The organism is Streptacidiphilus sp. PAMC 29251 (assembly GCF_054208735.2).
The window spans coordinates 2,894,580-2,920,884 of sequence record NZ_CM135725.2; the positions used below are offsets into that span (position 1 = coordinate 2,894,580).

Consider the following 26,305-nt stretch of genomic DNA (forward strand, 5'->3'; position numbering starts at 1 on the left):
GATCCCTTCGGGTGTGTGGCTTGTCGCGGTCAACTATGCATGATGCGCTGACAGATTTCCATATCTGTCATTCTTTCGTGTGCTTCCGCGGTCGTAGAGTTGCCGACAGGGCCACAACACAGACACGCGGGACGCAGACCCGCGGGACACGGACACGTGGGCAAGGGGTGACGGCAGTGGGCGGCGGGCTTCGGTTTGTGCACCTGGGCATCGGCGAGCGGGCGGTCCCGTACGAGGAGGCGCTGGCCGAGCAGCAGCGGCTGCACGCGCTGCGGGTCGCCGACGAGATCCCGGACACCGTCCTGCTGCTGGAACACCAGCCGGTCTACACCGCCGGGCGCCGCACCCGGCCCGAGGACTACCCGCTGGACGGCACCGCGGTGGTCCAGGTCACCCGCGGCGGCGAGATCACCTGGCACGGCCCCGGCCAGCTGATCGGCTACCCGATCGTCAAGCTGCCTGAGCCGATGGACGTGGTCGCGTATGTGCGCCGCCTGGAGGAGGCGCTGATCCGCGCCTGCGCCGACTTCGGCGTGGCCACCACCCGGATCGAGGGCCGCAGCGGCGTCTGGGTGCTCGGCCAGGAGCTGCCCGGCGCCGTGGTCGACGCGGACCGGGTGGTGAACATCGGCGCGCTCACCCTGCGGATGGGCGCCAAGCTCGGCCTCGACCCCCGGCTGGCCGGCCCCGAGTACGCCGCGTCCAACGCCGGGCAGCGCGGCGACGACCGCAAGCTCACCGCGATCGGCGTCCGGGTCGCCCGCGGGGTGACCATGCACGGCTTCGCCCTGAACTGCGATCCGGACATGACCTGGTTCGACCAGATCATCCCCTGCGGCATCCGCGACGCCGGGGTCGGCTCGCTGAGCACCGAACTGGGCCGCGACGTGACCGTCGCCGAGGCGCTGCCGACGGTGGAGCGGCACCTCAACGAGGTGCTGGCGCGCGGGAATCAGCCGTCCTCGCCTGCTGTTGCCGTGTGAGCGTGGTTCCCAAGGCTGAATGCTCGTCCAACCGGGCGTTCGAGCCATGGAATCGCAGGCGTATCCTGGGGTATCGCCTGGCAGTAAAGCGCGCGCAGTAAAGAGCACGGTACGACAACCTGTATTACGTCACCATGCAGGACGACAACACTGAGGGAGCCGCTACGTGTCCGCTGTCGCACCCGACGGTCGGAAGATGCTGCGACTGGAGGTCCGCAACAGCGAGACCCCGATCGAGCGCAAGCCGGAGTGGATCAAGACCCGGGCGAAGATGGGCCCCGAATACACCGCGCTCCAGTCGCTGGTGAAGTCGGAGGGGCTGCACACGGTCTGCCAGGAAGCCGGCTGCCCCAACATCTTCGAGTGCTGGGAGGACCGCGAGGCGACCTTCCTCATCGGCGGCGACCAGTGCACCCGCCGCTGCGACTTCTGCCAGATCGACACCGGCAAGCCGGCCGACTTCGACCGCGACGAACCGCGACGGGTCGCCGAGTCGGTGCTGAAGATGGACCTGAACTACGCCACCATCACCGGCGTCGCCCGTGACGACCTCGACGACGGCGGGGCCTGGCTCTACGCCGAGACCGTGCGCCAGATCCACGCGGTGACCGCCGAGCGTCCCACCGGCACCACCGGCGTGGAGCTGCTGATCCCGGACTTCAACGCGGTGCCCGAGCAGCTCGCCGAGGTCTTCTCGTCCCGCCCGCAGGTGCTGGCGCACAACATCGAGACGGTGCCGCGGATCTTCAAGCGGATCCGTCCCGGCTTCCGCTACGACCGCTCGCTGCAGGTGATCACCGAGGCCCGGGCGGTGAACCTGGTCACCAAGTCCAACCTGATCCTGGGCATGGGCGAGACCCGCGAGGAGGTCAGCCAGGCGCTCCGGGACCTGCACCAGGCCGGCTGCGAGCTGATCACCATCACCCAGTACCTGCGCCCCTCCCCCCGGCACCACCCGGTCGAGCGCTGGGTGAAGCCGCACGAGTTCGTGGAGCTGCAGCAGGAGGCCGAGGAGATCGGCTTCGCCGGCGTCATGTCGGGACCGCTGGTCCGCTCCTCGTACCGCGCCGGACGCCTCTACCGCCAGGCCCTGGAGCACCGCGGCACGACCGTCTGAACAGAATGCCCGAAACCCTGCACGAGGGTTTCACCTATGTTTGACCCGGGGGTCACCGCGCGGTAACACGGTGTGGTGACGATGGGGTGGGAGCCTCGGAGGCTGCACCCCGAGAGACAGCACGAGCACGGACAGACAGCACGACCACGAGGGGAGTGGTTCCGCATGCAGTCAGTATCGCGAGCACAGTCCGCCGGGCGGCCGTCCGTCAACGGAAGCCTGAGCACCGGAGGGATCAGCACCGGCCTGCTCAGCGGCGGCCTGCGGTCCGTCGGCGGCGCTCTGCGGATGGCCGAGTCGGTCCTGCTCGGCAGCGGCCAGCAGACCGCCCGCCGCAACGCCTGGGACGCGGTCTGCGAGAACCGCCGCCATGCCCGGGACCGCGAGGAGCTCGACCGACCCCTGGCCCGCTCCGCCCGCTGACCTCGCTCCACCGGGCACGCTGACCGCCCCTCGGGCAGCCGGCCGGCCCGGCGGCGCGGCCATTCGAACGCACTGAGATCAACCCGATACGGACTCAGGCCCCCGGGCTTGGGAAACCGGGGTGGTCGCACCGTACGATGGCCCCATGGCGAGGCAGGAAACCACCGACGAAAACCCCGGACGGCTCAAGCAGATCCGTCTGGCGTACACCATGACCAAGCGGGTCGACCCGAAAATCGGTCTCATCATCGCCGGTATCGGGCTCGGCACCCTCGCGGTGCTCCTCGCTATCGGCTTCGCGGTCGGACACCCGATCTACCTGGGCGTGCTCGGCCTCTTCGCGGGGCTGCTGGCCGCCGTGGTGATCTTCGGACGCCGGGCCGAGAAGGCCGCCTTCGGGCAGATGGACGGGCAACCCGGCGCAGCCGCGGCCGTGCTCAACAACATCAAGCGCGGCTGGACGGTCACCCCCGTGGTCGCGGCGACGCGCCAGCAGGACGCGGTGCACCGCGCGGTCGGCCGCCCGGGCATCGTCCTGGTCGGCGAGGGCAACATCAACCGGCTGCGGCCGCTGATGGCAGCCGAGAAGCGCAAGATGAGCAAGGCGGCGGGCAACGTCCCGGTGATCGACATCATCGTGGGCGAGGGCGAGGGCCAGATCCCGCTGAAGAAGCTGCAGATGCACCTGACCAAGATGCCGCGGACGCTTCCGCCGTCCCAGGTCACCCAGATCAACGAGCGGCTCCGGGCGATGGGCGACCTGATGACCAACGCCCCCATTCCCAAGGGTCCGATGCCCAAGAGCGCGCGGATGCCCAAGGGCCGCTGACCACCGCTCCCCCACCCGCAACGACAGTCGGCCCCGGCCGCGTCACCTCGCTCCGAGGGACGCGACCGGGGCCGCTCCATGCGTACCGGTGCCTGAGGCCGTTGCCCCAGGCTCTCGCGGAGGCCGTGAGACCCAGGCCTCGCGCTACATCCGGACCTCGACCGTGCCGACCAGGCGGTCGTGCATGCCGCGGCCGTCGCGGTCCCAGATCACCGCGGGGATGGCGAGCATCATCAGGAAGGTGCGCAGCGCCACCTGTCCGAGCGTCGCCCGGCTGCCGTCCACCCGGACCACCCGCATGCCGAGCAGGCGCTTGCCGGGGCTGCTGCCGATGGTGCCCACAGTGAGTACTGTGACCACGAAGAACACAAAAAGGGTCCAGTCGTTGGCCTGGGCCAGGTTGCCGTGGGTGATCAGCCCGTAGGAGACGATGGCGCACAGCCACCAGTCGATCACCAGGGCCACCAGGCGGCGCCCGGTCGGGGCCATCGATCCGGCGCCGTGCTCGGGCAGGCCGAGCCGCTGGCCCCGGTAGTCGGGGTCGCCATCGGTCTGCGTCGCGCCCAGCTTGGGGCCTTCGATCCACGATCCGAGCGCATCTCTACTGTCGTCCACAAACCCACAGTAGCCGCCGGAGGCCTAGCGGTCCCCGGCCGGGGTAGGAAGAGCGAAGGAGGCCCAATATTGGTCTAGTCCACTCTCCAAGGAGTGAAACAACGACACGACCGCCGAGGCCCCAACGACCAGGAACCCCAAGGGTCGTTCCCCCGTTGACCTGGTGCGGTTAACAACTGCGAAACATGTGAGTCACAGGCGAGAAACGGCCTGTTCCTATCGTGAGCCACACGGTGCCGCCGGCGGGACCGGCGGTCCCGCACCCGCAATCCTGGCGCTTGCCGGGCCGAGGAGGATGGATGTTCAACAACGCCGACGAGATGTCTCGCTACATCTCGGAGAATGACATCAAGTTCGTCGATGTCAGGTTCTGCGACCTTCCAGGCGTCATGCAGCACTTCACGGTGCCCGCGGAGTCCTTCGATCCGGCCGAGACCCTGATGTTCGACGGATCGTCGATCCGCGGCTTCCAGGCGATCCACGAGTCCGACATGGCCCTGGTCCCCGACCTGAGCACGGCCCGGCTCGACGCCTTCCGCAAGGAATCGCACCTCAACATCAACTTCTTCATCCACGACCCGATCACCGGCGAGCAGTACAGCCGTGACCCGCGCAACGTGGCCAAGAAAGCCGAGGCCTACCTCGCCTCCTCCGGCATCGCCGACACCGCGTACTTCGGCCCCGAGGCGGAGTTCTACGTCTTCGACGACGTCCGCTTCGAGACCAAGCAGAACAAGTCCTTCTACGAGATCGACTCCGTGGCCGGCGCCTGGAACACCGGTCGCGTCGAAGAGGGCGGCAACCGCGGCTACAAGGTCCGCTACAAGGGCGGCTACTTCCCGGCCCCCCCGGTGGACCACTTCGCCGACCTGCGCGCCGAGATGTCGCTGGAGCTGGCCGCGGCCGGCCTCACCATCGAGCGGCAGCACCACGAGGTCGGCACGGCCGGCCAGGCCGAGATCAACTACAAGTTCAACACGCTGCTCGCCGCGGCCGACGACCTGATGCTGTTCAAGTACATCATCAAGAACGTCGCCTGGCGGAACGGCAAGACCGCGACCTTCATGCCCAAGCCGATCTTCGGCGACAACGGCTCCGGCATGCACTGCCACCAGTCCCTGTGGAGCGGCGGCGAGCCCCTCTTCTACGACGAGCAGGGCTACGCCGGCCTGTCCGACATGGCCCGCTACTACATCGGCGGCCTGCTCAAGCACGCCCCGTCGCTGCTGGCCTTCACCAATCCGACGGTGAACTCCTACCACCGCCTGGTCCCCGGCTTCGAGGCCCCGGTCAACCTGGTCTACTCCCAGCGCAACCGCTCGGCGGCGATCCGCATCCCGATCACCGGCGCCAACGCCAAGGCCAAGCGCATCGAGTTCCGCGCCCCGGACCCGTCCTCCAACCCGTACCTCGCCTTCTCGGCGATGCTGATGGCCGGCCTGGACGGCATCAAGAACAAGATCGAGCCGCTGGAGCCGGTCGACAAGGACCTCTACGAGCTGGCCCCGGACGAGCACGCCTCGGTCCCCCAGGTCCCGGCCACCCTCCCGGCCGTCCTCGAAGCCCTCGAGGCCGACCACGACTACCTCCTGGCCGGCGGCGTCTTCACCCCCGACCTGATCGAGACCTGGATCGACTTCAAGCGCACCCAGGAAGTCCTCCCGATCGCCCTCCGCCCCCACCCGCACGAGTTCGAGCTCTACTTCGACCTGTAGCTTCCGGTCCCGCTCTACGAAAACGTGCGACCTCACATTTGATTCTCCGCAGGTCAGCGAAATCGCTGACCTGCGGAGAATCTGTTTCGGTGACAGCTCCTGGCCTTCCGCCCGATCGTCACCGTAAACTGAAAATGCCTGACAGCAAGCTCCTGCAACCGTCCTCAGAGACACAGTGCCTGCTGTCGATCAGCCCTCGCCGATGACGCCCAGCAACCACACTTCGGCATGCTTTTGCGCAAAGGCATGAACTTAATGCGCTCTGCGGCCAGTACAGGAGGGAGCAAGTATTCGACTGACGGCCCTCTAGGCTCACTCCACGTTCCCTCTCGCATGGCGGGCACCATTCTCGACGTCGTCAATATGGACGATGGCATCAGGAATATCCTTGAAATGCATGAGAGCCCTCACGGAGACTTTGTAACTCCGCCCTGCCCTTGCAACGGGAAAAGGAAACTCCCCCGCCCTGATGAGCCGATGCGCCGCAGATTCGGCGATCCCCATCACCACTGCAGCTTCTCGGAGCCCGATGAACGAAGGGCAAAGGTCCGAGACATAGTAGTAGAGGTTCTGGTCGGAAATTCGACCTCGCGACAGTGACATCATCACCGCATGGCCAACTGAACCCGAACGGTGCCCGGAGCGAATTTCATCGTGAAAATCCCGCACACCGTTGAAGCAACCCAACCTCTGAAGCAGCGCCCCAAGCCGCTCACCCCTGATTCGCTCTGCGGCGTCTGCGTCGAGAATACTACTGACGTCGATGATCGACGATGCCCTCAACGGGGATACCGAGGCAGAGCCTTCTGGCCAGAGCAACACTTCTACGTCATCTGTCGAGTACTCCGGCGAACCGGCATTTCCCCAGGCCACGGCAAAGGCTGCCTTCACCATTCGATCCCTCACACGGCGCGGCGGGACGCCCTTGACAGTGTCCGCCCACACTTCCAGTGCGGTTGTCGCCATAGCTGACCGAATTTCTTCAAGCTCTACCTTGAAATCGCGGGAGATTTTTGCTGAAAGCGAACGAAAGCAGGGAACGATGCAGTCGAGGATGACCAGCCGCCAGGTGTCATCGCCATCCAGGTCACACAACCTCCCCATCGCAATCATTGACTCCCAAATGCGCGAACTCTGACCTTAATTGACTCCCGCCCGGATCGCTTCAGTTCGAAACTTCGAATAATTTGGATGCTTCTTTATCGTACACTCCCGAGCATTCCCCACGTGCACACAAACCGGATCCTCGCCGAAAATCTTCTGGGTCTTCCATTCGATTTGATCGAAAATATCCAGCATGATTCTTGCTCCAATTTTCATCTTTCCCGACGCGAGCGAGCATGGCGATTCAAGCAGATTCCAACAGTTGTTCCCAGACTCCATCATTCGATCGAGTGGAAATCCCTTGCTTCCGCCACATGGGCGCAACGGATGTGCGTACCCAGGGATGACACAGGAAGCTGATCCTTGGCTCGATACAGGACTGGAGAGAGCTTCCGGCCAGGTTGAACGGTTGAGGCTTGACCGGAGCAGCCGATCCGGCAGCGATTGATTGACGTAATGACTGCGTCAATATATTATTCCTGGCATGCTCTACCCGAATCCCACCCTCAGCGCCGTCGACGAGCAGGTGCTCGGCGAGATCGACCAGATGCGGCAGGACCTGCGACATCAGGTGCGTGCGACGCCCTCGAAGTGGACCGCTGGACTTCGCAAGTTCCTGACCGCTGATGCCGTTGCGGCCTCGAACTCCATCGAGGGGTTCAAGGTGTCCACCGTCGACGTCGAAGACCTGATGGACGGCGAGCGCGACGTCGAGGTCTCCGAGGAGAACCGCGAGGAGACCCTCGCCTATCAGCGGATGATGACGTACATCCAGACACTCCACGACGCCCAGGACTTCAGCTACAGCAAGGGCCTGCTCAACGCGCTGCACTGGATGCTGCAGGGCCATCGCCATGCTGTGCGAAAGCCGGCAGGGCAGTGGCGTCGCGGCCCCGTGTATGTCACCGACGCCCGCGACCCAAGCATCGCGGCCTACACGGCCCCGAACGCCGAAGGCGTTCCCGCACTGGTGCAAGAACTGGTCAACTGGCTGAACGCCGAGGACGGGGTCCACCTCCTGGTGCGAGCCGCCATGGCACATCTGCACCTCGTCTCCATCCACCCCTGGGCTGACGGGAACGGGCGTATGTCCCGGTCGCTGCAGACGCTCATGATTGCCCGAGAGGGCGTGCTGGCCCCGGAGTTCTCGTCGATCGAGGCATGGCTGGGCCGCCCCGGCAACACCTGGGAGTACTACCGCGAACTCGCCGACCGGGGACCGGAGTACGTCCCCGACCAAGACGTCTCCAGCTGGATCCGCTTCAACCTGACCGCCTACCACCAACAAGCCCAGACCGTCCAAGGCCGACTCGACCGCTCCGGCCGAACCTGGGGATCGCTCGCCGGCTTCGCCGAGAGCAACCGCCTGGACGAACGTACGGTGACCGCCCTGCACGACGTGGCCATGGCCGGACGCGTCCGTCGCTCCCGCTACGAACACGTCGAGGGCCTGAGTCTGCAACAGGCACAACGCGACCTGCGCGATCTCGTCACTGCGCAGCTCCTCGAACCAGTCGGCCGGACCCGCGCCCGTTACTACACGGCCGGCCCTCGCTTCCCCCAGCCTGCCTTGGACATCGCGCGCACCCCGATGACTCTCAGGAATCCCTACACCAGCTGATCGGCATTCAGCGTCTCTGATCAGCTTCTTATGCAGCGATTGTGCAAGATGATCAGTTGGGCCTCGGAAATCCACAGGTCAGAGCACTCTTCGAGTTGTACTTCGACATCTAAAGGGCATCTGACCCGCGCAGCCTTTGCGACGCAACTTGTGTGCCATCACGTGGCACCCGGTACTGCTCATGCACCATCACGTGGTGGCCGAGCCAAGGGCCGCGCCTCAATCGTGCAGAGGGCGCAGGCCGGTGGTCGGCGAAGTGGCCGTGAAGGCGTCCCGGCCGTGGGAGTTGCCCAGGAGTTGCCTTATAGGGGTTGGGTGAAGGTGAGGCTGGTGGCGCCGGTGGCGGTGGCCAGTCCGGTGGTGAGGCAGGTCACCCGGGCCAGGGGGTCGCGGATGTTGGCGATGGTGACCTGGTCGCCCGGGAACCGGCCGGTGGTGATCGTCGCGGTCAGGCCGACCGCGCCGCCGGCGCCGCCCAGCCCGGGGACCAGGCTGGTAACCGTGGCGTGGCTGCCGGTGCCATCCGCCCAGGCGATGTCCAGGATCCCGGCCACGTTCTGCGCCGAGACGCACGTCAGGTTTCCGGTCAGGGCGTAGGTGAACGTCCCCGTGGTGGCTCCGCCGCCGGGGAACACGCAGGTGGTGATGGTGCCGGTCCCGGTCCCGGTCCCGGTCCCGGTCCCGGTCGAGCTGGTCACGGGCGCAGGGCTGGGCAGGACCAGGCCGGAGACGGGGGGAGAGAAGTTCAGCACGATGCTCGCCAGGCAGGCCGGAGCCCTCAGCGCGGCAGATACCAGTGCTGTGCCGCACTGACGGGGTGAGAGTCAGGTGCCCAGGATGGTGGCGACCACGGTGCCGGACGCCGGCCAGCAGTAGCGCCGCGGCCAGGGGTACCGCGCCTGGACGCGGCCAGTGGGGCTTCGGGTGCTACGCAGGGACATGGCGGTCTCCTTCGGAGTCCGGTGCACCCGCTCCGCCCCCACAGGCGGTGCCGGTCGCGCTACGGCGACCGGCCAGGGCAGCCCGCGAGGCGCCGGTGCCCGGTCCCGTCCCGCGTAAAGCGGGAGATCTTCGGCTGGGGCCGTTGCGCGGGACGCAGTGCGGCCCCAGCTACCCATCAGGCGGGCATCCGGGGCCGCAGGCATGCGTGGTGGTTCTAGAAGGCGAAGTAGGCGGTGTGGGTGCTGCCGTCGGTGAGCTGGAGAGTGAACCGCTGGCAGGTGCCGTGCAGGGCGGTGGTGGTCTTCCACTTGTAGGTGTAGACGCCGAGCAGGGTGCTGTAGGTGAAGCCGTCACTGGCCGTGGCGGTGGGAGTGCCGGTGGGGGCGTGGGTCAGGCAGTTGACGGGCACGGTGGTCGGGGATCCGGCGGCGACGACGCCCAGGCCCTTGTTGCCGTGCAGGGTGAAGGAGACGGGTACGTCCAGGCCAGGGACGCGGGGGTTGAGGAAGGGAGGGTTGAGTACGGGCAGGAGGAAGCCGGTGAAGGTGAACGGGGTGACGTAGGTGTAGTGGTCGGCGCTGCTGGCGGCGCTGGTGCCGCCGGCGGTGGTGACCTGGACGTCGACGGTGCCTGCGGCCTCAGCGGGGGCGGTGGCGGTGCAGGAGGTCGCGGTGCACGACACGGCGGTGGCCGGGTGGCCGGCGCCGAAGGTGAGCGCGGTGGTGCCGGCCAGGTCGGTGCCGGTGACCGTGACTGTGGTCCCGCCCGCCGTCGGGCCGCTGCCGGGGCTTACGCCGGTGACCGAGGGCGGGGCCAGGTAGGTGTACTGGTCGGCGGTGGTGGTGGTGCTGGTGCCGGCCGGGGTGGTGAGGGTGACGTCGACGGTGCCGGCGGCGTGGGCCGGGATGGTGGCGGTGACGGTCAGGTCGTTGACGACGTGGATGTCGGTGGCCGGTGTGGTGCCGAAGTACACGGCGCCGGTGCCGGCCAGGCCGGTACCGGTGACGGTCACGGTCCCGCCGCCGGAGGTCAGGCCCTGGCCGAGGCTGATCGCGGTCACCGCCAGGGGTGCGGGCGCGAGGGCGACGTCGTAGGGGGTGCTGCCGACGGGGATGGCGGCGGTGACGGTGTTCGTGGCGGTGTCGATCACCGAGACGGTGTTGCCGCTGGCGTTGGTGACGTAGGCGTTGCCGGTGACCGGGTCGACCACGATGCCGCCGGGGCCCGTTCCGACGGGGATGGTGGCGGTGATCGTGTTGGTGGCGGTGTCGATGACCGAGACCGTGTTGTTGCCCTGGTTGGTGACGTAGACGTGGGCGCCGTCGGGGGTGGCCGACACCTTGTACGGCCTGGACAGGCCGGGGATGGTGGCGGTGACCGTGTTGGTGGCGGTGTCGATGACCAGGACGGTGCCGTTGTTGTAGTTGGCCACGTAGGCATGGGCACTGTCGGGGGTGAGGGCCACCCCGGCGGCCTGGGGCGGAATGGGCACGGTGGCGGCTACCGTGCTGGTGGCGGTGTCGATGACGGACACCGAGCCGCCGACGAAGTTGGCCACGTAGGCCCCGGTGCCGTCGGGGGTGAACGCGATGCTGTTGGGCTGGTTGCTGGTCACGATGGTGCCGGTGATGGTGTCGGTGGCGGTGCTGATCACGGTGATCCCGCCGATGCCCGGCCCGACGTTGTCGCCCACGTACACCAGCGAGCCGTCCGGGGACACCGCGATGGTCGACGCGCCCAGACCGACCGGGATCGTGGCCGTGACCGTGTCCGTGGCGGTGTCGACCACCGAGACGGTATTGCTGCCCTGGCTGGTGACATACACGGTGGAGGCGTCCGGGGACACGGCCACCGCGGTGGGGAAGGTGCCGACGGGGATGGTCGCGGCCACCGTGCCGGTGGCGGTGTCGATGGCGCTGAGCGAGTTGCCGCGCAGGTTTGCGACGTAGGCGATCCGGTCGCCTGTGGCTGCGTGCGCGGGCGCGGCCAGGGCGGTCAGGCCGCCCAGTGCAAGGGCCCCGGCGGCGGCCAGCGCGGTCACCCGCGAACCCCTTCGGGCCCCGGACGCACGGGACGGGGTGGTCAAGAACGACATGAAGGTCTCCCCCCTCATCTGCGCACCGAGGCGGCAGGAGACCGGTGGGCCTCCCTGCGACCGCCCCGGGGCGCGGTACCGCAACGGTCACCACGCCCCGGGGCGCAGGCACAGAAGACGGCAGGCAACAGCGACCCGGCACGTCAACTCACCTGCAAAAAAAGAGGACTTGGGGCATGGCGCCGTCCCGTCCACCATGGCACACACATAACCTCCACCGGATGCGAACAATCACATCAACCCGACAAAAACCCGCCCACACCGCAAGGCGGCCAAAAGGTGCACAGGGGGTGATCCAAAACGATCAAAGTCAGACGAAATAAGTCTCTTGACCTGACTCTCGGGACTGATGCGGGGTCGGCGGAACACTTCTCCGCCCTCGCCGAAGCTGCCCTCCACGGGGGCAGACCGCGCCACCGGCTCGCAGCCCTGACGGCCACCTTGGCGCCGGTCCTGGCCCGCGTCGCCGAGCTGCCGCGCACGCGCACGCCGACCCGTACGTGGCCTGACCCTGGACCTGCGATTCTCGGACACCCCGGCCACGATCACCGCGACGACCGCGAGCTCGGGCACCTGCAGCATCGACACCACGCAGAGCAGCGAGTACGGCGACTGCCAGCTCAGCGTGGTCGCTGACAGCTCGGCGGTGACGATGACCGTCACGGACCCGGGCTTGGGCTGTGTAATGATCGGAATCATGCAGCACCCGGAGTACCACACATGCGACAACGGCGTCCTGCACCGCGTCACGCGCGCTGACGTCGTATGACCGGCGCCGACGCCTTTCTGGAGACTCTCGCGACCAGCGGCCTGCCGCCCCTGCGCGGCCGGCGGCCCGTCGCCGACGACTTCCGCGCCGACGTCGTCACCCGCGATCTGGGGCCGCTGCGGCTGGCCGAGCTGGTGACCCCGGAGGGCGAGTGCTTCCGGGACGCGCGGTCCGCCCGCGCCGCCGACAGCGAACTGTGGCAGATCGAGCTGGTGACGCGAGGGTGGGTGTGTGCCGAGCAGGGCGGCAGCACCGCTGTGCTCGGGCCCGCCGACCTGGTCCTGATCGACCCGGTGCGGCCGGTCCGCTTCGCCAGCACCGCCACCACGCATGTGACCATGCTGGTGCCGCGGCACTCGCTGCGGCTGGGACCGGACGAGGCCGCCCGGCTGGCCGGCGTGCGTATCCCCGGCGACCGCGGCCCCGCGGCCCTGGTGTCCTCACTCGCACGGGACATGGCGCGGGACATGACGCGCTCCCTGGACGGATTCCGCGCCGACGAGGCGGACCGGTCGGCGGCCGCGGTCATCGAGCTGATCGCGGTGGCGCTCTCGGCCCAGCTGGGCCACGCGCGCCCGGTCGCCGACGAGACCCTGCGCACCAGGATCGTCGGCTACATCGAAGCCAGGCTGTCCGACCGGGACCTCGCCCCGGCGAAGGTCGCCGCGGCACACCACATGTCCGTGCGCCACCTGCACAAGCTCATCGAGAACCAGCCACTGACCGTGGCGGCCCTGATCCGCCGCCGGCGCCTGGAGCGGTGCCGCGCGGACCTGGCCGGGACCGACCGCACCGTCGCAGCCGTCGCCGCAGCCTGGGGGTTCGCCGATCCGGCGCACTTCAGCCGACTGTTCAAGGCCACCTACGGATACAACGCGGTGACGCTCACGTCCAACAACCGTGCACAGATGGTCAACGCGTCCGCCGCCCGGCCCACCGAGGATGGTGACTGAAAACGTAGAAAGCAGAAAGGCGATCACATGGAACAGTCGGTCGAAGCAATGAGCGCCATCCCGGCCCGGATGAACGAGGGTTGGAACAACGGTGACGCCGCCGCGTTCGTCGCCGATTTCGCGGATGACGCCGAGCTCGTGGACTTCGAGGGAACCGTTCACAAGGGCCGCGAGGCGGTCATCGCATGCAACCAGCCGCTCTTCGACACAGTATTGAAGGGTTCCCGGCTGGTACGGGGTGAGGTGCCGTTCGCCCGGATCGTCCGCCCGGGCTGGGGCGTGGTGCACCACCGCGTCTCCATGGTGATGCCGGGGCGAGCCTGAGCCACTGTCGAGCCGCCACTTCATGCAGCTGCTCGCGGTCGTGTGGCAGAACGACCGCTGGGAGGTCGCGACGCTGCAGAACGCGCGCCTGATCTCGCTGGAAACCGCGATGGCCCTGGACGCCCAGGCCGCCGCCGCCCCGGCAGCGTCCGCCGGGTGAAGCCGGAATCGCCCTCGTCCTGCTGTCAGTGCCGCTGGCTACTGTGCTGGTGTGACTGATCTCAAGGTTGTGGCACGGGCGTTGGTCGGGGACGGGTGTTCGGTGGAGCGGCTGGTGTGTCATCCGCGGCTGCCGCTGGTGGCGTGTTGGGACGCCGAACGCCCGGCGGTCCGTATCTGGGACTGCGGCGGGGAGCAGTTGCGGGAACTCGGGGCCGTCGGGGCTGAGGCGGAGGGGTACGCGGACGCCGCCGGGTGGGACCGAATGGAGCTGACGCCGGCTGCGGCGTGGCAGTGACCAGGCAGCCGCCCAGCGCGGACGGACGCCATCTCGCGGCTACCGAGCACAATGGCCCGCCCGAGTCGCGCCTGACCGCGCTCACGGTGACTCCGACCGGCGAACTCCTCACCGCCACCGACGGTGGCCAGCTGTTGCTGCTCTCCGTGCTAACCAGCACCGCGCTGACGCCGACCAGGACCTGGGTGTGGCAGGGGTCGCCGAAGAGCCCCGGATCTGCAAGGGAGATGCTAGCCGCGACCGGGGAAGCATGGAAGCGCTTCCAATCTTTCGTTCAAGTCATTGACAGAGAACGAGCGAAGAAGCACCATCTCGTCCAGGTTCTGAAGGCCCGACAGCGCATGTCGAGCACTGGAAGCGCTTCCAGTATTTCTACTCCCACCCTTGGAGTCATCGTGCAACCACGCAGTCTCCGGCGGCCATTGGCCGCCATCGTGGCGCTGGTCCTCGGTGCCGGCCTGGCGGGGCTCGCGCCCGGCACAGCGTCCGCCGCAGCCGCGTCCGCCGGGGCCAACGGGCACGCCATCAGCCCGTCCGCCCGCTTCTTCGTACCACCGCCGGCGGACGGATCGGTGCAGCAGATCGTCCAGTTGGCGAAGAAGGGCGACCTCAAGGACGCCGCGCTGCTGGCGAAGATGGAGGCGGCGCCCTCCGCCGTCTGGCTCACTGGCGGCACGCCCGCACAGGTGGGCAAGCAGGTGCGGACCACCCTGGCCGAGGCCGCCCTGGAGCGGGCCGAGCCGGTGTTCGTGGTCTACGACATACCCGGCCGCGACTGCTCCGAGTACTCCGCGGGCGGGGCCGCCGACCAGGCGGCCTACCAGAGCTGGGTGGACGCGGTCGCCGCCGCGGTCGGCAGCGCCCACGCGGTGCTGCTGGTCGAGCCGGACGCACTGGGCAACGAGCCCTCCGACTGCAACCTCCCAGCCGCCTCCTACCCCCGCACCGATGCCGAGCGGACCTCCGAAGTCGCTTACGCGGCAAGTGCCTTGGAGCAGGACCCGAACACCGGCGTCTACCTGGACGGCACCAACCCGCACTGGCAGGCCGTCCCCAACATCACCACGCGGCTGCTGGCCGCAGGCGTGCAGGGGACGCAGGGCTTCTTCCTGAACGTCTCCAACTTCCGCACCAATGCCGAGTCGCAGGACTACGGCTCGTGGATCTCCGACTGCATCGCCATGGTCACCGATCCCTCGCACTGGGCCTACGGCCACCCCGAGTACTGCGCCAGCCAGTACTACCCGGCCACCGTGGACGACTTCAGCACCTGGAGCCAGACCACCGCCTGGTACACCCAGAACCTCGGCGGCGCGGTGCCCAGTACCCACTACGTGGTCGACACCAGCCGCAACGGCAAGGGCGCCAACACCATGGCGGCGTACGGCGCGGCGCCGTACAACCAGAGCGCCTCCACCGTGGCCGTGCTGATGCAGGGCAACTGGTGCAACCCCACCGATGCGGGGCTGGGCGTCCGCCCCACCGCGAACACCGGCGTGCCGCTGCTGGACGCCGACCTGTGGGCGAAGACGCCGGGCCAGTCCGACGGCCAGTGCGACGCTCTGGGCGGCGTGCGGAGCTGGGACTACACCGCCTACAGCCGCCCCGGCTGGCCGACCGACGCCACCGGCCAATCGGCGTTCGACCCGCTGTGGGGCCAGGTCGACCCGGCCGCCGGCTCCTGGTTCCCGGCCCAGGCCCTGCAACTGGCCCAACTGGCCACCCCGAAGCTGGGCTGAGCCCGGGTGTACTGACCCGCCGGTTGCGCCTGGGGCCGGCGCCCGCCTGTGGTGGCGGGCGCCGGCCCGGTGGGTCAGGGGTAGTAGGGGGTGTAGGTGACGGCGCTGACCTTCAGGTAGCGCGCGCCGTCGGCGGTGGCCCAGGTGGAGGAGTCGGGGTTGCCGGGCCAGTCGCCGCCGACGGCGGTGTCGATGATGAAGTGGATGCCGACGCCGGAGGCGGTGCTGAACCACTTGGTGCCGGTGAAGACGCCGTCGGTGCTGAAGTCGATGTGGTCGGGCCACCAGGTGAACGAGTAGGTGTGGAAGGTGTTGGTCCAGCCGCTGGACTTGTTCACCGCCCACTGGGTCTGGTTGTTGCTGGGATCGTGGAAGGTCTGGTAGGCGGTGTTCGGGTGGGAGCCGATGATCTCAGCGGCGTCCATCTCGGGCAGCCACGGGTTGAGGTAGGCGCCCCACACGGCGGGCAGCAGGCCGTCGCCGTTGGGCATGTTCGCCGTGAAGCTGTAGGTGCCGTAGCCGTAGAGGGCCTTGGACTCCACGCGGCCGGAGTCGTACACGCCGCCGCCGGCGTTGTAGGTCTTGATCATCAGTGTGCTGCCGTCGTACCAGACGCAGTTGGGCGTGTAGGTCTCCAACTCGTTGTTGGCCGTCCACCTACCGCTGACGACGTTCCAGAAGCTCAGGGAGTTCAGGGACTGGGGCGTGCCCCAGGAACTGGCGTGGGCGGGGACGGTGGTGAGCGCGAGCAGCAGGCACGCCGCCAGGGCTGCGATCAGCAGCCGCGCTGGTTTGAGCAGGGGCAGGGGCGGGGGCAGGGGCATGGTGGTACCTCCTGGTACTACGGCCGAAGGGGTAGCTCGGACGGTGGCGCTCAGAAAATTTGGAAGCGCTTCCATAGCGGGATTCCCCACAACTGAGCGAATATGGGAGGCTCGCCATCGTCAAAAATGGAAGCGCTTCCATCATTGACGATGATTGGCTGGGGGCGGAGGGGTGTCAAGAGTGTCAACACGAGATTTCCTGCAGGTGTGCGTAGATCACCACAGGCTTCCATCGTGGAAGCGCTACCATCGACGCTCCGGCGTTGGCTGACCGAAGGCCATCAGCGCGGACCGCCGACGTCTCGTGGAGGGACAGGACCCATGCAGGCATCGCCGCGACGACAGCCCACCTTGGACGAGGTCGCAGCCCGTGCGGGAGTCTCGCGCACCGCGGCGTCGCGCGCGATCAACAACAATCCCCATGTCAGCCAGGCCAAGCGCGACGCCGTGCAGCGTGCCGTCAACGAGCTGGGCTACGTCCCCAACCCGACGGCGCGTGCCCTGGTCACCCGCCGGGTCGGTGCGGTCGTGCTAGCCGTCTCCAGCGACGAGCCGACGCTGTTCGCCGACCCGTTCTTCGCCGAAGTCACCGTCGGGGTCAGCTCGTTCCTCGAACACACCGACCTGGAGCTGATCCTGCTGCTCGCGCACACCCCCCGCGGCACGGACCGGCTCCAGCGCATCCTGGGCGGCCGCCGCGCGGACGGGCTGATGCTCATGGCCGTACGCGGCGACGATCCGCTGGGAAACCTGGCCGAGCAGACGGACCTGCCGGTGGTCTTCGGCGGCCTGCCGCTGCACAGCACGCCCCGCTGGTATGTCGACCCCGACAACCGCGGCGGTGGCCGCCTGGCCGCGGAACACCTGCTCCGCACCGGCCGGCGACGCATCGCGATGATCACCGGCCAGGTCGACCTGCAAGCCTGCGTCGCACGCGAGCAGGGCTTCCGCGAAGCCCTGCTCGTGGCCGGGGGATCTCTCGTCGCGCTGGAAGCCGGGGACTTCACCCTGCCCGGGGGCGAGACTGCAATGGAGCGCCTGCTCACCGCCCACCCGGACATCGACGCGGTCTTCGCCGCCGGCGACAACATGGCGCTGGGCGCCCTGCGCGCGCTACGGCGCCACGGCCTCAGCGTGCCGCACGACGTCGCCCTCGTAGGCTTCGACGACCTCGCCGGCGCACCCTACGCAGACCCGCCCCTCACGACGGTGCACCAGCCGGTCCGCGCCCTGGGGCGCGAGATGGCACGCATGCTCGTCGACGCCATCGACGGCCAGGACCCCAGCCCGCTGATCCTGCCCACGCACCTCACCGTCCGCGACAGCGCCCCGGAGGACCACGCCGACAGGACGTAACGGCCTGCGCCGTTACGTCCTGTCCGGAACTGACGGAGCCCTCGCTGTTCGGGGTCAGCCGGCCGCGGCCTGGAGCGCGTTGACGATGTTCGGCCGCTGCCACTGCACCGTCGTGCGGTTCAGCAGGCCGAACTGGTCGTCGCCGACGCCGGTGTAGCCGTTGTCCCACACCACGGTCTTCTGACCGAACTGCTTGGCGTACGAGGTGACGTGGGTCTCGAACTTCGCGACCTCGGCCGAGTTGTCGCCGCCGTTGTACGGCTTGACCGTGGCGCCGAACTCCGTCCAGGTCACCGGGATGCCCCTGCTGGTGAACAGCCGGTTGGCGTTGTTCACGTCGCCGTCCGGCAGGTAGTTCATCGAGCCGTCCCAGGTGAGGTAGTTCGGGGCGGTGGTGGAGGCGAAGGCCCACGGGTTGTACGTGTGCAGCGACACCGCGATGTTGGCGCCGGCGGGCACCGTGAGGTTGTCCGCACCGGTCTGCGCGTTGGCCCCGTACGGCACCACGATCAGCCAGCGGGTGGAGTTGTTGCCGCCGGTCGAGCGGACGACGTTGACGAAGTCCTGGTTCAACGTGTTGATCGGGCCCCAGTTGTCCGATGTGCCGCCGCCGTAGCGGTTGCCGCCGTTGGCGTCCTGCGGCTCGTTCATCGCCTCGAACAGCAGGTGGTTGCTCTCGCCGTTGAAGTAGGTGGCGATCTGCTTCCACAGCGCGACGAACTCCGGCTCGGTCGTGCTCATGGCCCCGGTGCTCGGGATGAGCCAGCTGTCGCCGCCGCCGTCGTGGTGGATGTTGATGTCGACGAACATGTTGTCGCTGATGGCCCAGTCCACGACCTGCTTGAGGCGGGCGAAGTAGGTCGGGTCGACGGTGTAGTTCGGCGCCCCGCTGGTCATGTGCCCGGACCAGGTCACCGGGATACGAATGTAGTTGAACTTGGTCGAGATGAGATCGATCATCGGCTTGGTCGTCGCCGGGTTGCCCCAGCAGGTCTCGCCACAGGTCGCGTCGAAGGAGTTGCCGAGGTTCCAGCCGGCGTGGATCTGCGACCAGAAGCTGTTGCCGCCGCCGGTGCCCGTGCCGGTGCCGGCGTTCACCGTCCAGTGCTGGTTGGCCGTGCCGGCGCAGTCCCAGATCTGCAGGTAGGAACCGTTCGCGCTGCCGTTCGCGTCAAGGCACCGGCCCGAGTTGGGATTGCTGATGCTGCCGTTGGCATTGACCGTCCAGTGCTGAGCGGCGGTGCCGTTGCAGTCGTAGAGCTGCACACGGGTGCCGTTGGCCGTACCGGCGGCCGTCACGTCGACGCACCGGCCCGAACCGGGGTTCAGGATGGAACCGTCCGAACGCACCGTCCACTGCTGCGCGCCGGTGCCGTTGCAGTCGTAGAGCTGGACAGCGGTGCCGTTCGCGGTGCCGGCGCCCGGCAGGTCGACGCACCGACCGCTCTGCTGGCCCACGATCGTGCCGGGGGTGTTGGTGGCCGCCGAGGCCGTACCGCTGGCCAGCGACGCCGTGGCGATGCTCAGAGCCGCGGCTGCCGCGAGGGCGACTGCCGTACGCCACGCGCGGCGTCGGTGACGGTCGGGATGCTGGTGGGGGGACTGCATCGTGGCGTGCCTCCTGCGTTGATCCGGGGGGGTTGATCCGGGGTGGGGGTGGTGGGTCAGGGAGCTGTGGTGCGACCGGCGGTGGAACAGCGGCCTGCCCTGGCGGGGGTGTCACGCTGAGGCCGAGGGCAGCCGGCATCGGGCGTTCTAGTGGTGGGCATGTCAAATCTGACCCGGTGGATCCGAGGCGTCCGGGGCGAGGCGGCCAGTGGGGTCGAACAAGTAATGAGTACCTAGTAGGTACTAGGTAGGATCTGGGTTGGGAACGTACCCCACGGCAGGCTCCCCGACAAGAGGGCTGATGCACAAAGGCCAAGCGGTTCACAGCAGTTCATGGATCATGGTCGACCGGTGACCGAAGCCGCCGACCGGCCGTTCAGGCCGGCCCGCGGCTGCGCCCGTCGGCGAATCGGCCGAACAGGGTCTCGGCGGCCGTGTCCCACTCCTCGACCAGATCGATGCTCTCCGGAGCACGCAGCCACTGCACCTGCAGGCCGTCCATCATCGCCACGATCTGCCGGGCGAGCAGTTCCGGACGGTCGGTGAGCTCCCCGGCGAGCGCGGCGAACGAGGAGACCACCCGCGCCTGGCGCGCCGCGAAGTAGTCGTGCGCCGGGTGCCCGGGGTTCAACGACTCGACCTCCAGCACCGCGAACAGTCTCACGATCTCGGGCTGCCGCACATTGCGTCGCATCGTCACGGCGCACAGTTGCCGCAGGTCGACGCCTTCCGGGCCGCCGGCGGACCACTCGTCGGGCACCTCGTCCTCGCCGACGCCGAGCTGCACGCGCAGCGACTGGGCGTCCTCGACGTCGCGGTGTTCCAGCACGGCGACGAGCAGCCCGACCTTCGAGCCGACATAGTGCAGCAGGCCGGGGACAGTCAGCCCGCACCGGTCGGCGACGTCCTGCATGGACAGGCCCCAGAAGCCGCGTTCGGCGATCAGCTCAGAGGTCACCTCCATGATCTGCCGCCGCCGCTGGGCCGCCGGCAGCCGGGACCGCTCCCGCCGGTACTGCGGCGCTGCCTCATCCATGCTCACCGCGCCCTTCCGCCGGAAGCCCGATCGTCCGGCATCCAGCCCAGGCTATCCGTCGCACCGAAGCCGCACCCACGTCGCACCCGCGTCGCACCCACGCCGCAGGCCGAGTCGTCCACGGACTGACAGGTCTAGACCTTGACGGGGACATGCGATGTGAAGTTCAATCATGTCTTGAGGAAAGTGCTGACGCCCCGTCAATGCCCGGCGTCCACAGGCCTGGCGGTACACCACTGAATCCCGCCCGTCCCGGGCGCCAAGCCGTCCCGCTCTGCCCCCACATCAGCGAGGACGCAGGCCCGTCACCCTTTCTCCCCCTCCACAGCAAGGGAGTACCCCCATGCGCGCCTTCCCCCTGCCCCGACGCCGGTCCCTGCCCCGACGCCGGACCCGGCCACTGCGTCGGCTGTCCTCCGCGGTGGCGCTGACCGGCGCGGCCGTCCTGGCCGCGAGCGGCCTCACCCTCGCCTTCGCACCCACCGCCTCGGCGGCGGTCAGCTCGGGCACCAGTTACACCGTCACCAACGTCAACAGCGGCAAGTGCGTGGACGCCAGGGCGGCGGGCACCGCCAACGCCACCGCCGTCCAGCAGTACGCCTGCAACGGCACCAACGCCCAGAACTGGGTGTTCACCGCCACCAGCGGCGGCTACTTCCAGGTCGGCAGCGCCGCCGGCACCGCGCAGGTCTGGGACGACGCCAACGTCTCCAGCGCCGACGGTTCGCTGATCCAGCTGTGGACCTACGGCGGCGGCAACAACCAGCAGTGGCTGCCGGTGCTGCAGTCGGGCAGCACCTACCACTTCGTCAACCGCTTCAGCGGCAAGTGCCTGGACGTCCCGTCCGCCTCCACGGCGGACAGCGTCCAGCTGCAGCAGTACACCTGCAACGGCACCGCGGCCCAGTCCTTCAACCTCTCCACCGGCGGCGGCGGTACGACGCCCCCGCCCGGCGGGTTCGTGGTCAGCGAGGCCCAGTTCAACCAGATGTTCCCGAACCGGAACTCCTTCTACACCTACAGCGGCCTCACCGCGGCGCTCAGCGCGTACCCGAGCTTCGCCACCACCGGCAGCGACACCGTCAAGAAGCAGGAGGCCGCGGCGTTCCTGGCGAACGTCGACCACGAGACCGGCGGACTGGTCTACGTCACCGAGATCGACCAGTCGGGGAACTACTGCGCGAATGAGCCGTACGGCTGCCCGGCCGGCACCTACGCCTACTACGGGCGCGGCCCGCTGCAGATCAGCTGGAACTTCAACTACAAGGCCGCCGGGGACGCGCTCGGCATCGACCTGCTGGACAACCCGAACCTGGTGCAGACCGACGCCTCCGTGGCCTGGAAGACCGGCCTCTGGTTCTGGAACACCTCGACCGGCGCCGGCACCATGACCTCGCACAACGCGATGGTCAACAGCGCGGGCTTCGGCCAGACCATCCGCGCCATCAACGGCAGCCTGGAGTGCAACGGCAACAACACCGCCGAGATGCAGGACCGGATCAACGACTACCAGCAGTTCACCCAGATCCTGGGCGTCCCGGCCGGCAGCAACCTCAGCTGCTAGGGCTTGGCCATGCGTCTGCGGCGGCACCGTAAGCACCGGTGCCGCCGCAGACGCATGTCTCCGCAGCCGCATGTCTCCGAACCGGGGGCCGGGGCTGCTGACAGTTCGGTATCGACCCAGTAGCATTCCAAAAAGCGAGAGAGCGCTCTCTTGACTCCGCTCCACGGGTGCCGCACGCCGCGTCCCGCCCACACGGAGTGCGCAGCCCGTATATCGCAGACTGGATGAGTGACTGTGACCGACCTCCCGTACCTGGATCCGACCCTGTCCACCGCGGAGCGCATCGACGACCTGCTGCCGCGGATGACGCTGCCGGAGAAGGTCGGGCAGATGCTGCAGCTCAACGCGATGGAGGACGTCCGACACCAGGTCGAGGACCTGTACGCGGGCTCGATCCTGCACGCCTCCCCGGAGCGGCTGACGCAGGCCATGGACCTCGCCGAGGGAACCCGCCTGAGCATTCCGCTGCTGGTCGGCGAGGACTGCATCCACGGCCACTCGTTCTTCTCCGGTGCCACCATCTACCCGAGCCAGCTGGGCATGGCCTCCTCCTGGGACCAGGCACTGGTCGAGCGCATCGCACGGGCCAGCGCCGTCGAGATCTCCGCCACCGGTGTCCACTGGACCTTCTCGCCGGTCCTGTGCATCACTCGCGACCTGCGCTGGGGCCGGGTCGGCGAGACCTTCGGCGAAGACCCCTACCTCATCGGCGAACTGGCTTCGGCCATGGTCCGCGGGTACCAGGGCGACGGACTGGACGACCCCACGGCGATCCTCGCCTGCGCCAAGCACTTCGCCGGCTACTCGGAGACCCAGGGCGGGCGCGACGCCAGCGAGGCCGACCTCAGCCGTCGCAAGCTGCGCTCCTGGTTCCTGCCGCCCTTCGAGCGGGTCGCGCGCGAAGGCTGCCGCACCTTCATGATCGGCTACCAGTCCATCGACGGCGTCCCCATCACCGCCAACCGCTGGCTGCTGCGCGAGGTCCTGCGCGAGGAGTGGAACTACACCGGCACCCTCGTCACCGACTGGGACAACGTCGGCCGGATGGTCTGGGAGCAGAAGGTCTGCGCCGACTACGCCGAGGCCGCCGCCAGCGCCGTCCGGGCTGGGAACGACCTGGTCATGACGACCCCTCAGTTCTTCGAGGGCGCACAGGAGGCCATCAGTCGGGGGATGCTCACCGAGCCCGAGATCGATGCCGCGGTCCGCCGCATCCTGACCCTCAAGTTCGACCTGGGGCTGTTCGAGAACCCCCGCCGCCCCGACCCGGAACGCCAGGCCGCTGTGGTGGGTCATGCCGACCACGCGGCACTGAACCTGGAGAGCGCCCGGCGCAGCCTGGTGCTGCTCAGCAACGACGGCACGCTGCCCCTGCTGGCCGAGGCCGCCACCGGCGCCGACGGCCGCGCCGTGCCGACCGCCCCGGCCCCGCCCCGGCGGATCGCGCTGGTCGGCCCCAACGCGGACGACGCCGATGCCCAGCTCGGCGACTGGGCCGGCGCCTCCGGCCAGGCCGACTGGCTGGCCGACGGGCAGCCCAGGCACCTCACCCAGACCCTGCTCGACGGGCTGCGGGCGCTGGCGCCCGAGGGCTGGACGGTGGCCCATGCCCCGGGAGCCCGCATCGCCGAGTTCGGGCCGAACCCGAACGGCCCGCTGCTTCCCGACGGACAGCCCGCCCCCCAGGTGGTCGTACCCGCCGGCCTCGATCCGGAGCTGCTCCGCGCGGCCGTCGCCGCCGCCGAGCAGTCCGACCTCGTGGTCGCCGTCGTCGGCGACACCATCGGGCTGATCGGCGAATCACGGTCCACCGCCACCCTGGAACTGGTGGGCGGACAGATCGCCCTCCTCGACGCCCTCGCCGCCACCGGCAAGCCGCTGGTGGTCGTCGTGATCAGCTCGAAGCCCATGGTGCTGCCGCAGTCGGCGCTCGGTGCGTCCGCGCTGATCCAGGCGTTCAGCCCCGGGATGCGCGGCGGCCAGGCCCTGGCGGAACTCCTGCTCGGCCTGGTCGAGCCGAGCGGCCGACTGCCCGTCACCGTCCCCCGGCACGTGGGCCAACAGCCGGTCTACTACAACCAGCTGCGCGGCCAGCACGGCGACCGGTACGCCGATCTGACCCAGGAGCCGCAGTTCGCCTTCGGCCACGGGCTCAGCTACACCGAGGTCGCCTACTCCGACCTGCGGGTCACCGCATCCGACCTCCGGCCCGAGGAACTCGTCCAGGCGACGGTCACCCTGACCAACCAGGGCTCTCGACCGGCCCGGGAGACGGTCCAGGTCTACATCCGGGACCTGGTGACCTCGACCACCTGGGCCGACAAGGAGCTCAAGGCGCACTACCAGGTCGACCTCGCCCCCGGTCAGTCCACGGAACTCGCCCTGGCGTTCCCCGCCGCGGACTGCAGCATCGTCGACGCGGACGGCCGACGCACCGTCGAGCCCGGGGACTTCGACCTCCTGGTCGGCCCCTCCTCCCGCGATGCCGACCTGCTCAGCGCACGCTTCCACATGCGCTGAGGTGCGGTGGGCCGTCGCCGCACACGGCTGGTCGGTCGTAGCGGCGGCGGCCCCGCGGTCCGGCTCAGCCGGCCTGGTGGCTGGGGAGGACGCAGACGGCGTCCAGGCCGAGCACGTGGTTGAGGCGCCCGAAGGCGAGCCAGGAGCCGAGGCACATGGTGAGCTCCACCACCTCGGCCTGGCTGTAGTGGGCCAGCATCCGGGACCAGAAGGCGTCGTCGATGCCGTGGTGGTCGGTGGCGTAGCGCTCCGCGTACTCGGCGGCCAGCCGGGTGCGGTCGTCGAAGGCCCCGGTGCTGCGCCAGTCGGCGACGGCGTCGAGGAACTCCGGCTCGACCGTCGCGCCGTCGCGGTCGGTACGCCAGTCCAGGCAGAACAGGCAGCCGTTGATCTGCGCGATGCGCAGCCGCGCGGCCTCGAACTCGCGCAGGCCGAGCGTGGTGTGCTCGTAGACGGCCAGCGAGAAGCCGGCCGCGGCGACCCCGATGCCGGGCACCAGCTCGCCCCAGACGTAGGCGATGGGGTCCTTGTCCTCCGGAATGTCGACGATCATCACTGCTTCCTTCCGAGTCGGCCGACGGCGGGACGCAGCGGCACGTCCAGCGCGTCGTAGAGGCCGGGGCCGGCCTCGACCAGCCAGTCGACGGCGTTGACCAGGCGGCCCGCGGCGGTGGCGTTGCCCCCGGCGGAGCGGTTCTCGCCCTCGTCGGAGGCGGTGACGGTGACCTCGATCCGCGGCCGGCCCTCGACGATCACGCGGTGGGCGCCGTGGTCGTCCGGCGGGGTCGGCCAGTCCGGGGCGCAGTCGGGGTGGATCCGGGTGACGTGCTCGACGACCAGCCGGACCTCGCCGTCGACGACCCCCTGCACCTCGAAGCGGACCGCCCCCTGGGTGCCCGCCTCGAACTCGCCCATGGTGCGGGTGACGACCGTGGTCTCCAGCGCCCGGCGCTGGACCTGTTCCCTGATCTCGTCGAGTTCGACCCCCAGCGCCCGGGCCAGCAGCCGTAGCTGGCCGCCCCAGACCATGGTCGGCACCTCGGGGGCCAGCATGGGCGGCTCATAGTCCATCGGCTGGCCCATGCCGACCAGATAGCGCACCGAGTCCGGCTGGTCGTAGCTGGAGTAGTCGAAGACCTCCTGGCACCGGATCGCGTCCACGGTGCTGCCCAATCCGCTGACCAGCAGCGGCAGTACGTCGTTGGCCCAACCGGGGTCGACGCCGGAGACGAGGAGCGAGCCGTTGCCCTCGGCGATCGCGGCCAGCACCGGTTCGCGGAACTCGGGTGGGGCGCTGCGCTGGTCGTAGAGGGGGTAGAGCGCGGAGGTGACCACGACCGCTCCCGCCCCGACCGCCAGCAGCACATCGGCCAGGGCCTCGTCGGGCCGGATGTCGCCGCTCGCCGCGTAGACCACCGCCCGCGGGCGGGCGGCCAGCACCGCCGCCACGTCGTCGGTGGCAGCCACCCCCAACTGCCGCCCGAGCCCGGCGAGTTCGCCCGCGTCCCGGCCGACCTTGGCCGGGTCGTGCACGAGCACCGCTGTGAGTTCAAGCCCGGGATGGGCGGCCACTGCCCGCACCGCCGCCCGCCCGAGGTTTCCGGTCCCCCAGACCACCGTGGAAATCATGGCCGGAGGCTAACCGCAGGACCTCGCGATTCCCATAGCCGTGACACAGGCGAAGCTGACTTCACGGATCACCGGGTTCCTC

General features: G+C 68.8%; 24 protein-coding genes. 14 read left to right on the plus strand and 10 right to left on the minus strand.

The features are described 5' to 3' along the window. Positions 1-176: 176 nt before the first annotated feature. From lipB to ACXKR8_RS13535, 4 genes are all read left to right on the plus strand, one after another. Positions 177-983, plus strand: a complete 807-nt coding sequence (gene lipB / locus ACXKR8_RS13520) for a lipoyl(octanoyl) transferase LipB (RefSeq protein ID WP_458273151.1) — start codon at positions 177-179, stop codon at positions 981-983. Between the two features lie 166 nt (positions 984-1,149). Further along, complete coding sequence (gene lipA / locus ACXKR8_RS13525) at positions 1,150-2,100, plus strand: lipoyl synthase (RefSeq protein ID WP_458273152.1); 951 nt, start codon at positions 1,150-1,152, stop codon at positions 2,098-2,100. A 165-nt stretch (positions 2,101-2,265) separates the two neighbouring features. Beyond that, the gene (locus ACXKR8_RS13530) at positions 2,266-2,523 is read left to right on the plus strand and encodes a hypothetical protein (RefSeq protein ID WP_458273153.1); all 258 of its coding nucleotides are present in this window, start codon (positions 2,266-2,268) and stop codon (positions 2,521-2,523) included. Between the two features lie 145 nt (positions 2,524-2,668). Then, on the plus strand, positions 2,669-3,352 hold the full coding sequence (locus ACXKR8_RS13535; protein WP_458273154.1) for a DUF4191 domain-containing protein: 684 nt from the start codon (positions 2,669-2,671) through the stop codon (positions 3,350-3,352). A gap of 144 nt (positions 3,353-3,496) precedes the next feature. Here the strand turns inward: ACXKR8_RS13535 and ACXKR8_RS13540 are convergent, their stop codons facing one another. Then, positions 3,497-3,967, minus strand: coding sequence for an RDD family protein (locus ACXKR8_RS13540; RefSeq protein WP_458273155.1), 471 nt, complete (start codon positions 3,965-3,967; stop codon positions 3,497-3,499). Positions 3,968-4,266: 299 nt separating this feature from the next. On the opposite strand from ACXKR8_RS13540, the gene glnA reads away from it, so the two are divergent. Next, on the plus strand, positions 4,267-5,682 hold the full coding sequence (gene glnA / locus ACXKR8_RS13545; RefSeq protein ID WP_458273156.1) for a type I glutamate--ammonia ligase: 1,416 nt from the start codon (positions 4,267-4,269) through the stop codon (positions 5,680-5,682). 312 nt (positions 5,683-5,994) lie between these two features. Here the strand turns inward: glnA and ACXKR8_RS13550 are convergent, their stop codons facing one another. Continuing rightward, entirely contained in the window at positions 5,995-6,795 is an 801-nt protein-coding gene (locus ACXKR8_RS13550) for a helix-turn-helix transcriptional regulator (protein WP_458273157.1), read from the minus strand. A gap of 475 nt (positions 6,796-7,270) precedes the next feature. On the opposite strand from ACXKR8_RS13550, the gene ACXKR8_RS13555 reads away from it, so the two are divergent. Further along, positions 7,271-8,407 carry a Fic family protein gene (locus tag ACXKR8_RS13555; RefSeq protein WP_458273158.1) on the plus strand — a complete coding sequence of 379 codons (1,137 nt, stop codon included), beginning with the start codon at positions 7,271-7,273 and terminating at the stop codon, positions 8,405-8,407. A gap of 302 nt (positions 8,408-8,709) precedes the next feature. Here ACXKR8_RS13555 and ACXKR8_RS13560 read toward each other — a convergent pair whose 3' ends face one another. The 3 genes from ACXKR8_RS13560 to ACXKR8_RS13570 all read right to left on the minus strand — a co-directional run bounded on the left by ACXKR8_RS13560 (position 8,710) and on the right by ACXKR8_RS13570 (position 12,107). Continuing rightward, positions 8,710-9,105 carry a hypothetical protein gene (locus tag ACXKR8_RS13560; RefSeq protein ID WP_458273159.1) on the minus strand — a complete coding sequence of 132 codons (396 nt, stop codon included), beginning with the start codon at positions 9,103-9,105 and terminating at the stop codon, positions 8,710-8,712. Between the two features lie 458 nt (positions 9,106-9,563). Next, positions 9,564-11,444 carry a PxKF domain-containing protein gene (locus ACXKR8_RS13565; RefSeq protein ID WP_458273160.1) on the minus strand — a complete coding sequence of 627 codons (1,881 nt, stop codon included), beginning with the start codon at positions 11,442-11,444 and terminating at the stop codon, positions 9,564-9,566. Positions 11,445-11,675: 231 nt separating this feature from the next. Beyond that, positions 11,676-12,107 carry a hypothetical protein gene (locus ACXKR8_RS13570; RefSeq protein WP_458273161.1) on the minus strand — a complete coding sequence of 144 codons (432 nt, stop codon included), beginning with the start codon at positions 12,105-12,107 and terminating at the stop codon, positions 11,676-11,678. A 102-nt stretch (positions 12,108-12,209) separates the two neighbouring features. Between ACXKR8_RS13570 and ACXKR8_RS13575 the strand changes: the two genes are divergently transcribed. From ACXKR8_RS13575 to ACXKR8_RS13595, 5 genes are all read left to right on the plus strand, one after another. Further along, positions 12,210-13,166, plus strand: coding sequence for a helix-turn-helix domain-containing protein (locus ACXKR8_RS13575; RefSeq protein ID WP_458273162.1), 957 nt, complete (start codon positions 12,210-12,212; stop codon positions 13,164-13,166). 27 nt (positions 13,167-13,193) lie between these two features. Beyond that, positions 13,194-13,490: an SgcJ/EcaC family oxidoreductase gene (locus ACXKR8_RS13580; protein WP_458273163.1), complete on the plus strand. Its 297-nt coding sequence runs from the start codon at positions 13,194-13,196 to the stop codon at positions 13,488-13,490. Positions 13,491-13,512: 22 nt separating this feature from the next. Continuing rightward, positions 13,513-13,650 (plus strand): hypothetical protein, encoded by a 138-nt coding sequence (locus ACXKR8_RS13585; RefSeq protein ID WP_458273164.1) that lies wholly within the window; start codon positions 13,513-13,515, stop codon positions 13,648-13,650. A 51-nt stretch (positions 13,651-13,701) separates the two neighbouring features. Next, the gene (locus tag ACXKR8_RS13590; RefSeq protein ID WP_458273165.1) at positions 13,702-13,947 is read left to right on the plus strand and encodes a hypothetical protein; all 246 of its coding nucleotides are present in this window, start codon (positions 13,702-13,704) and stop codon (positions 13,945-13,947) included. Positions 13,948-14,342: 395 nt separating this feature from the next. Next, positions 14,343-15,686 carry a glycoside hydrolase family 6 protein gene (locus ACXKR8_RS13595; protein ID WP_458273166.1) on the plus strand — a complete coding sequence of 448 codons (1,344 nt, stop codon included), beginning with the start codon at positions 14,343-14,345 and terminating at the stop codon, positions 15,684-15,686. A gap of 74 nt (positions 15,687-15,760) precedes the next feature. Here ACXKR8_RS13595 and ACXKR8_RS13600 read toward each other — a convergent pair whose 3' ends face one another. Beyond that, positions 15,761-16,510, minus strand: a complete 750-nt coding sequence (locus ACXKR8_RS13600) for a glycoside hydrolase family 16 protein (protein WP_458273167.1) — start codon at positions 16,508-16,510, stop codon at positions 15,761-15,763. Between the two features lie 321 nt (positions 16,511-16,831). Between ACXKR8_RS13600 and ACXKR8_RS13605 the strand changes: the two genes are divergently transcribed. Then, on the plus strand, positions 16,832-17,866 hold the full coding sequence (locus ACXKR8_RS13605) for a LacI family DNA-binding transcriptional regulator (protein ID WP_458273168.1): 1,035 nt from the start codon (positions 16,832-16,834) through the stop codon (positions 17,864-17,866). A 54-nt stretch (positions 17,867-17,920) separates the two neighbouring features. Here ACXKR8_RS13605 and ACXKR8_RS13610 read toward each other — a convergent pair whose 3' ends face one another. After that, positions 17,921-19,474 carry a cellulase family glycosylhydrolase gene (locus ACXKR8_RS13610; protein WP_458273169.1) on the minus strand — a complete coding sequence of 518 codons (1,554 nt, stop codon included), beginning with the start codon at positions 19,472-19,474 and terminating at the stop codon, positions 17,921-17,923. 376 nt (positions 19,475-19,850) lie between these two features. After that, positions 19,851-20,510: a TetR/AcrR family transcriptional regulator gene (locus ACXKR8_RS13615; protein ID WP_458273170.1), complete on the minus strand. Its 660-nt coding sequence runs from the start codon at positions 20,508-20,510 to the stop codon at positions 19,851-19,853. Positions 20,511-20,853: 343 nt separating this feature from the next. Here ACXKR8_RS13615 and ACXKR8_RS13620 point away from each other — a divergent pair, with 343 nt between their 5' ends. Together ACXKR8_RS13620 and ACXKR8_RS13625 are read left to right on the plus strand one after the other, a co-directional pair. Then, positions 20,854-22,074 (plus strand): glycoside hydrolase family 19 protein, encoded by a 1,221-nt coding sequence (locus ACXKR8_RS13620; protein ID WP_458273171.1) that lies wholly within the window; start codon positions 20,854-20,856, stop codon positions 22,072-22,074. A 228-nt stretch (positions 22,075-22,302) separates the two neighbouring features. Beyond that, the gene (locus tag ACXKR8_RS13625; protein ID WP_458273172.1) at positions 22,303-24,594 is read left to right on the plus strand and encodes an exo-beta-d-1,3/1,6-glucosidase; all 2,292 of its coding nucleotides are present in this window, start codon (positions 22,303-22,305) and stop codon (positions 24,592-24,594) included. A gap of 64 nt (positions 24,595-24,658) precedes the next feature. Here the strand turns inward: ACXKR8_RS13625 and ACXKR8_RS13630 are convergent, their stop codons facing one another. Together ACXKR8_RS13630 and ACXKR8_RS13635 are read right to left on the minus strand one after the other, a co-directional pair. Further along, a complete protein-coding gene (locus tag ACXKR8_RS13630) occupies positions 24,659-25,147 on the minus strand; it encodes a carboxymuconolactone decarboxylase family protein (RefSeq protein ID WP_458273173.1) in 489 nt (162 codons plus the stop codon). Then, positions 25,147-26,223: an NAD(P)H-dependent amine dehydrogenase family protein gene (locus tag ACXKR8_RS13635; RefSeq protein ID WP_458273174.1), complete on the minus strand. Its 1,077-nt coding sequence runs from the start codon at positions 26,221-26,223 to the stop codon at positions 25,147-25,149. The genes ACXKR8_RS13630 and ACXKR8_RS13635 overlap by 1 nt, the downstream gene beginning before the upstream one ends. Positions 26,224-26,305: the final 82 nt, after the last annotated feature.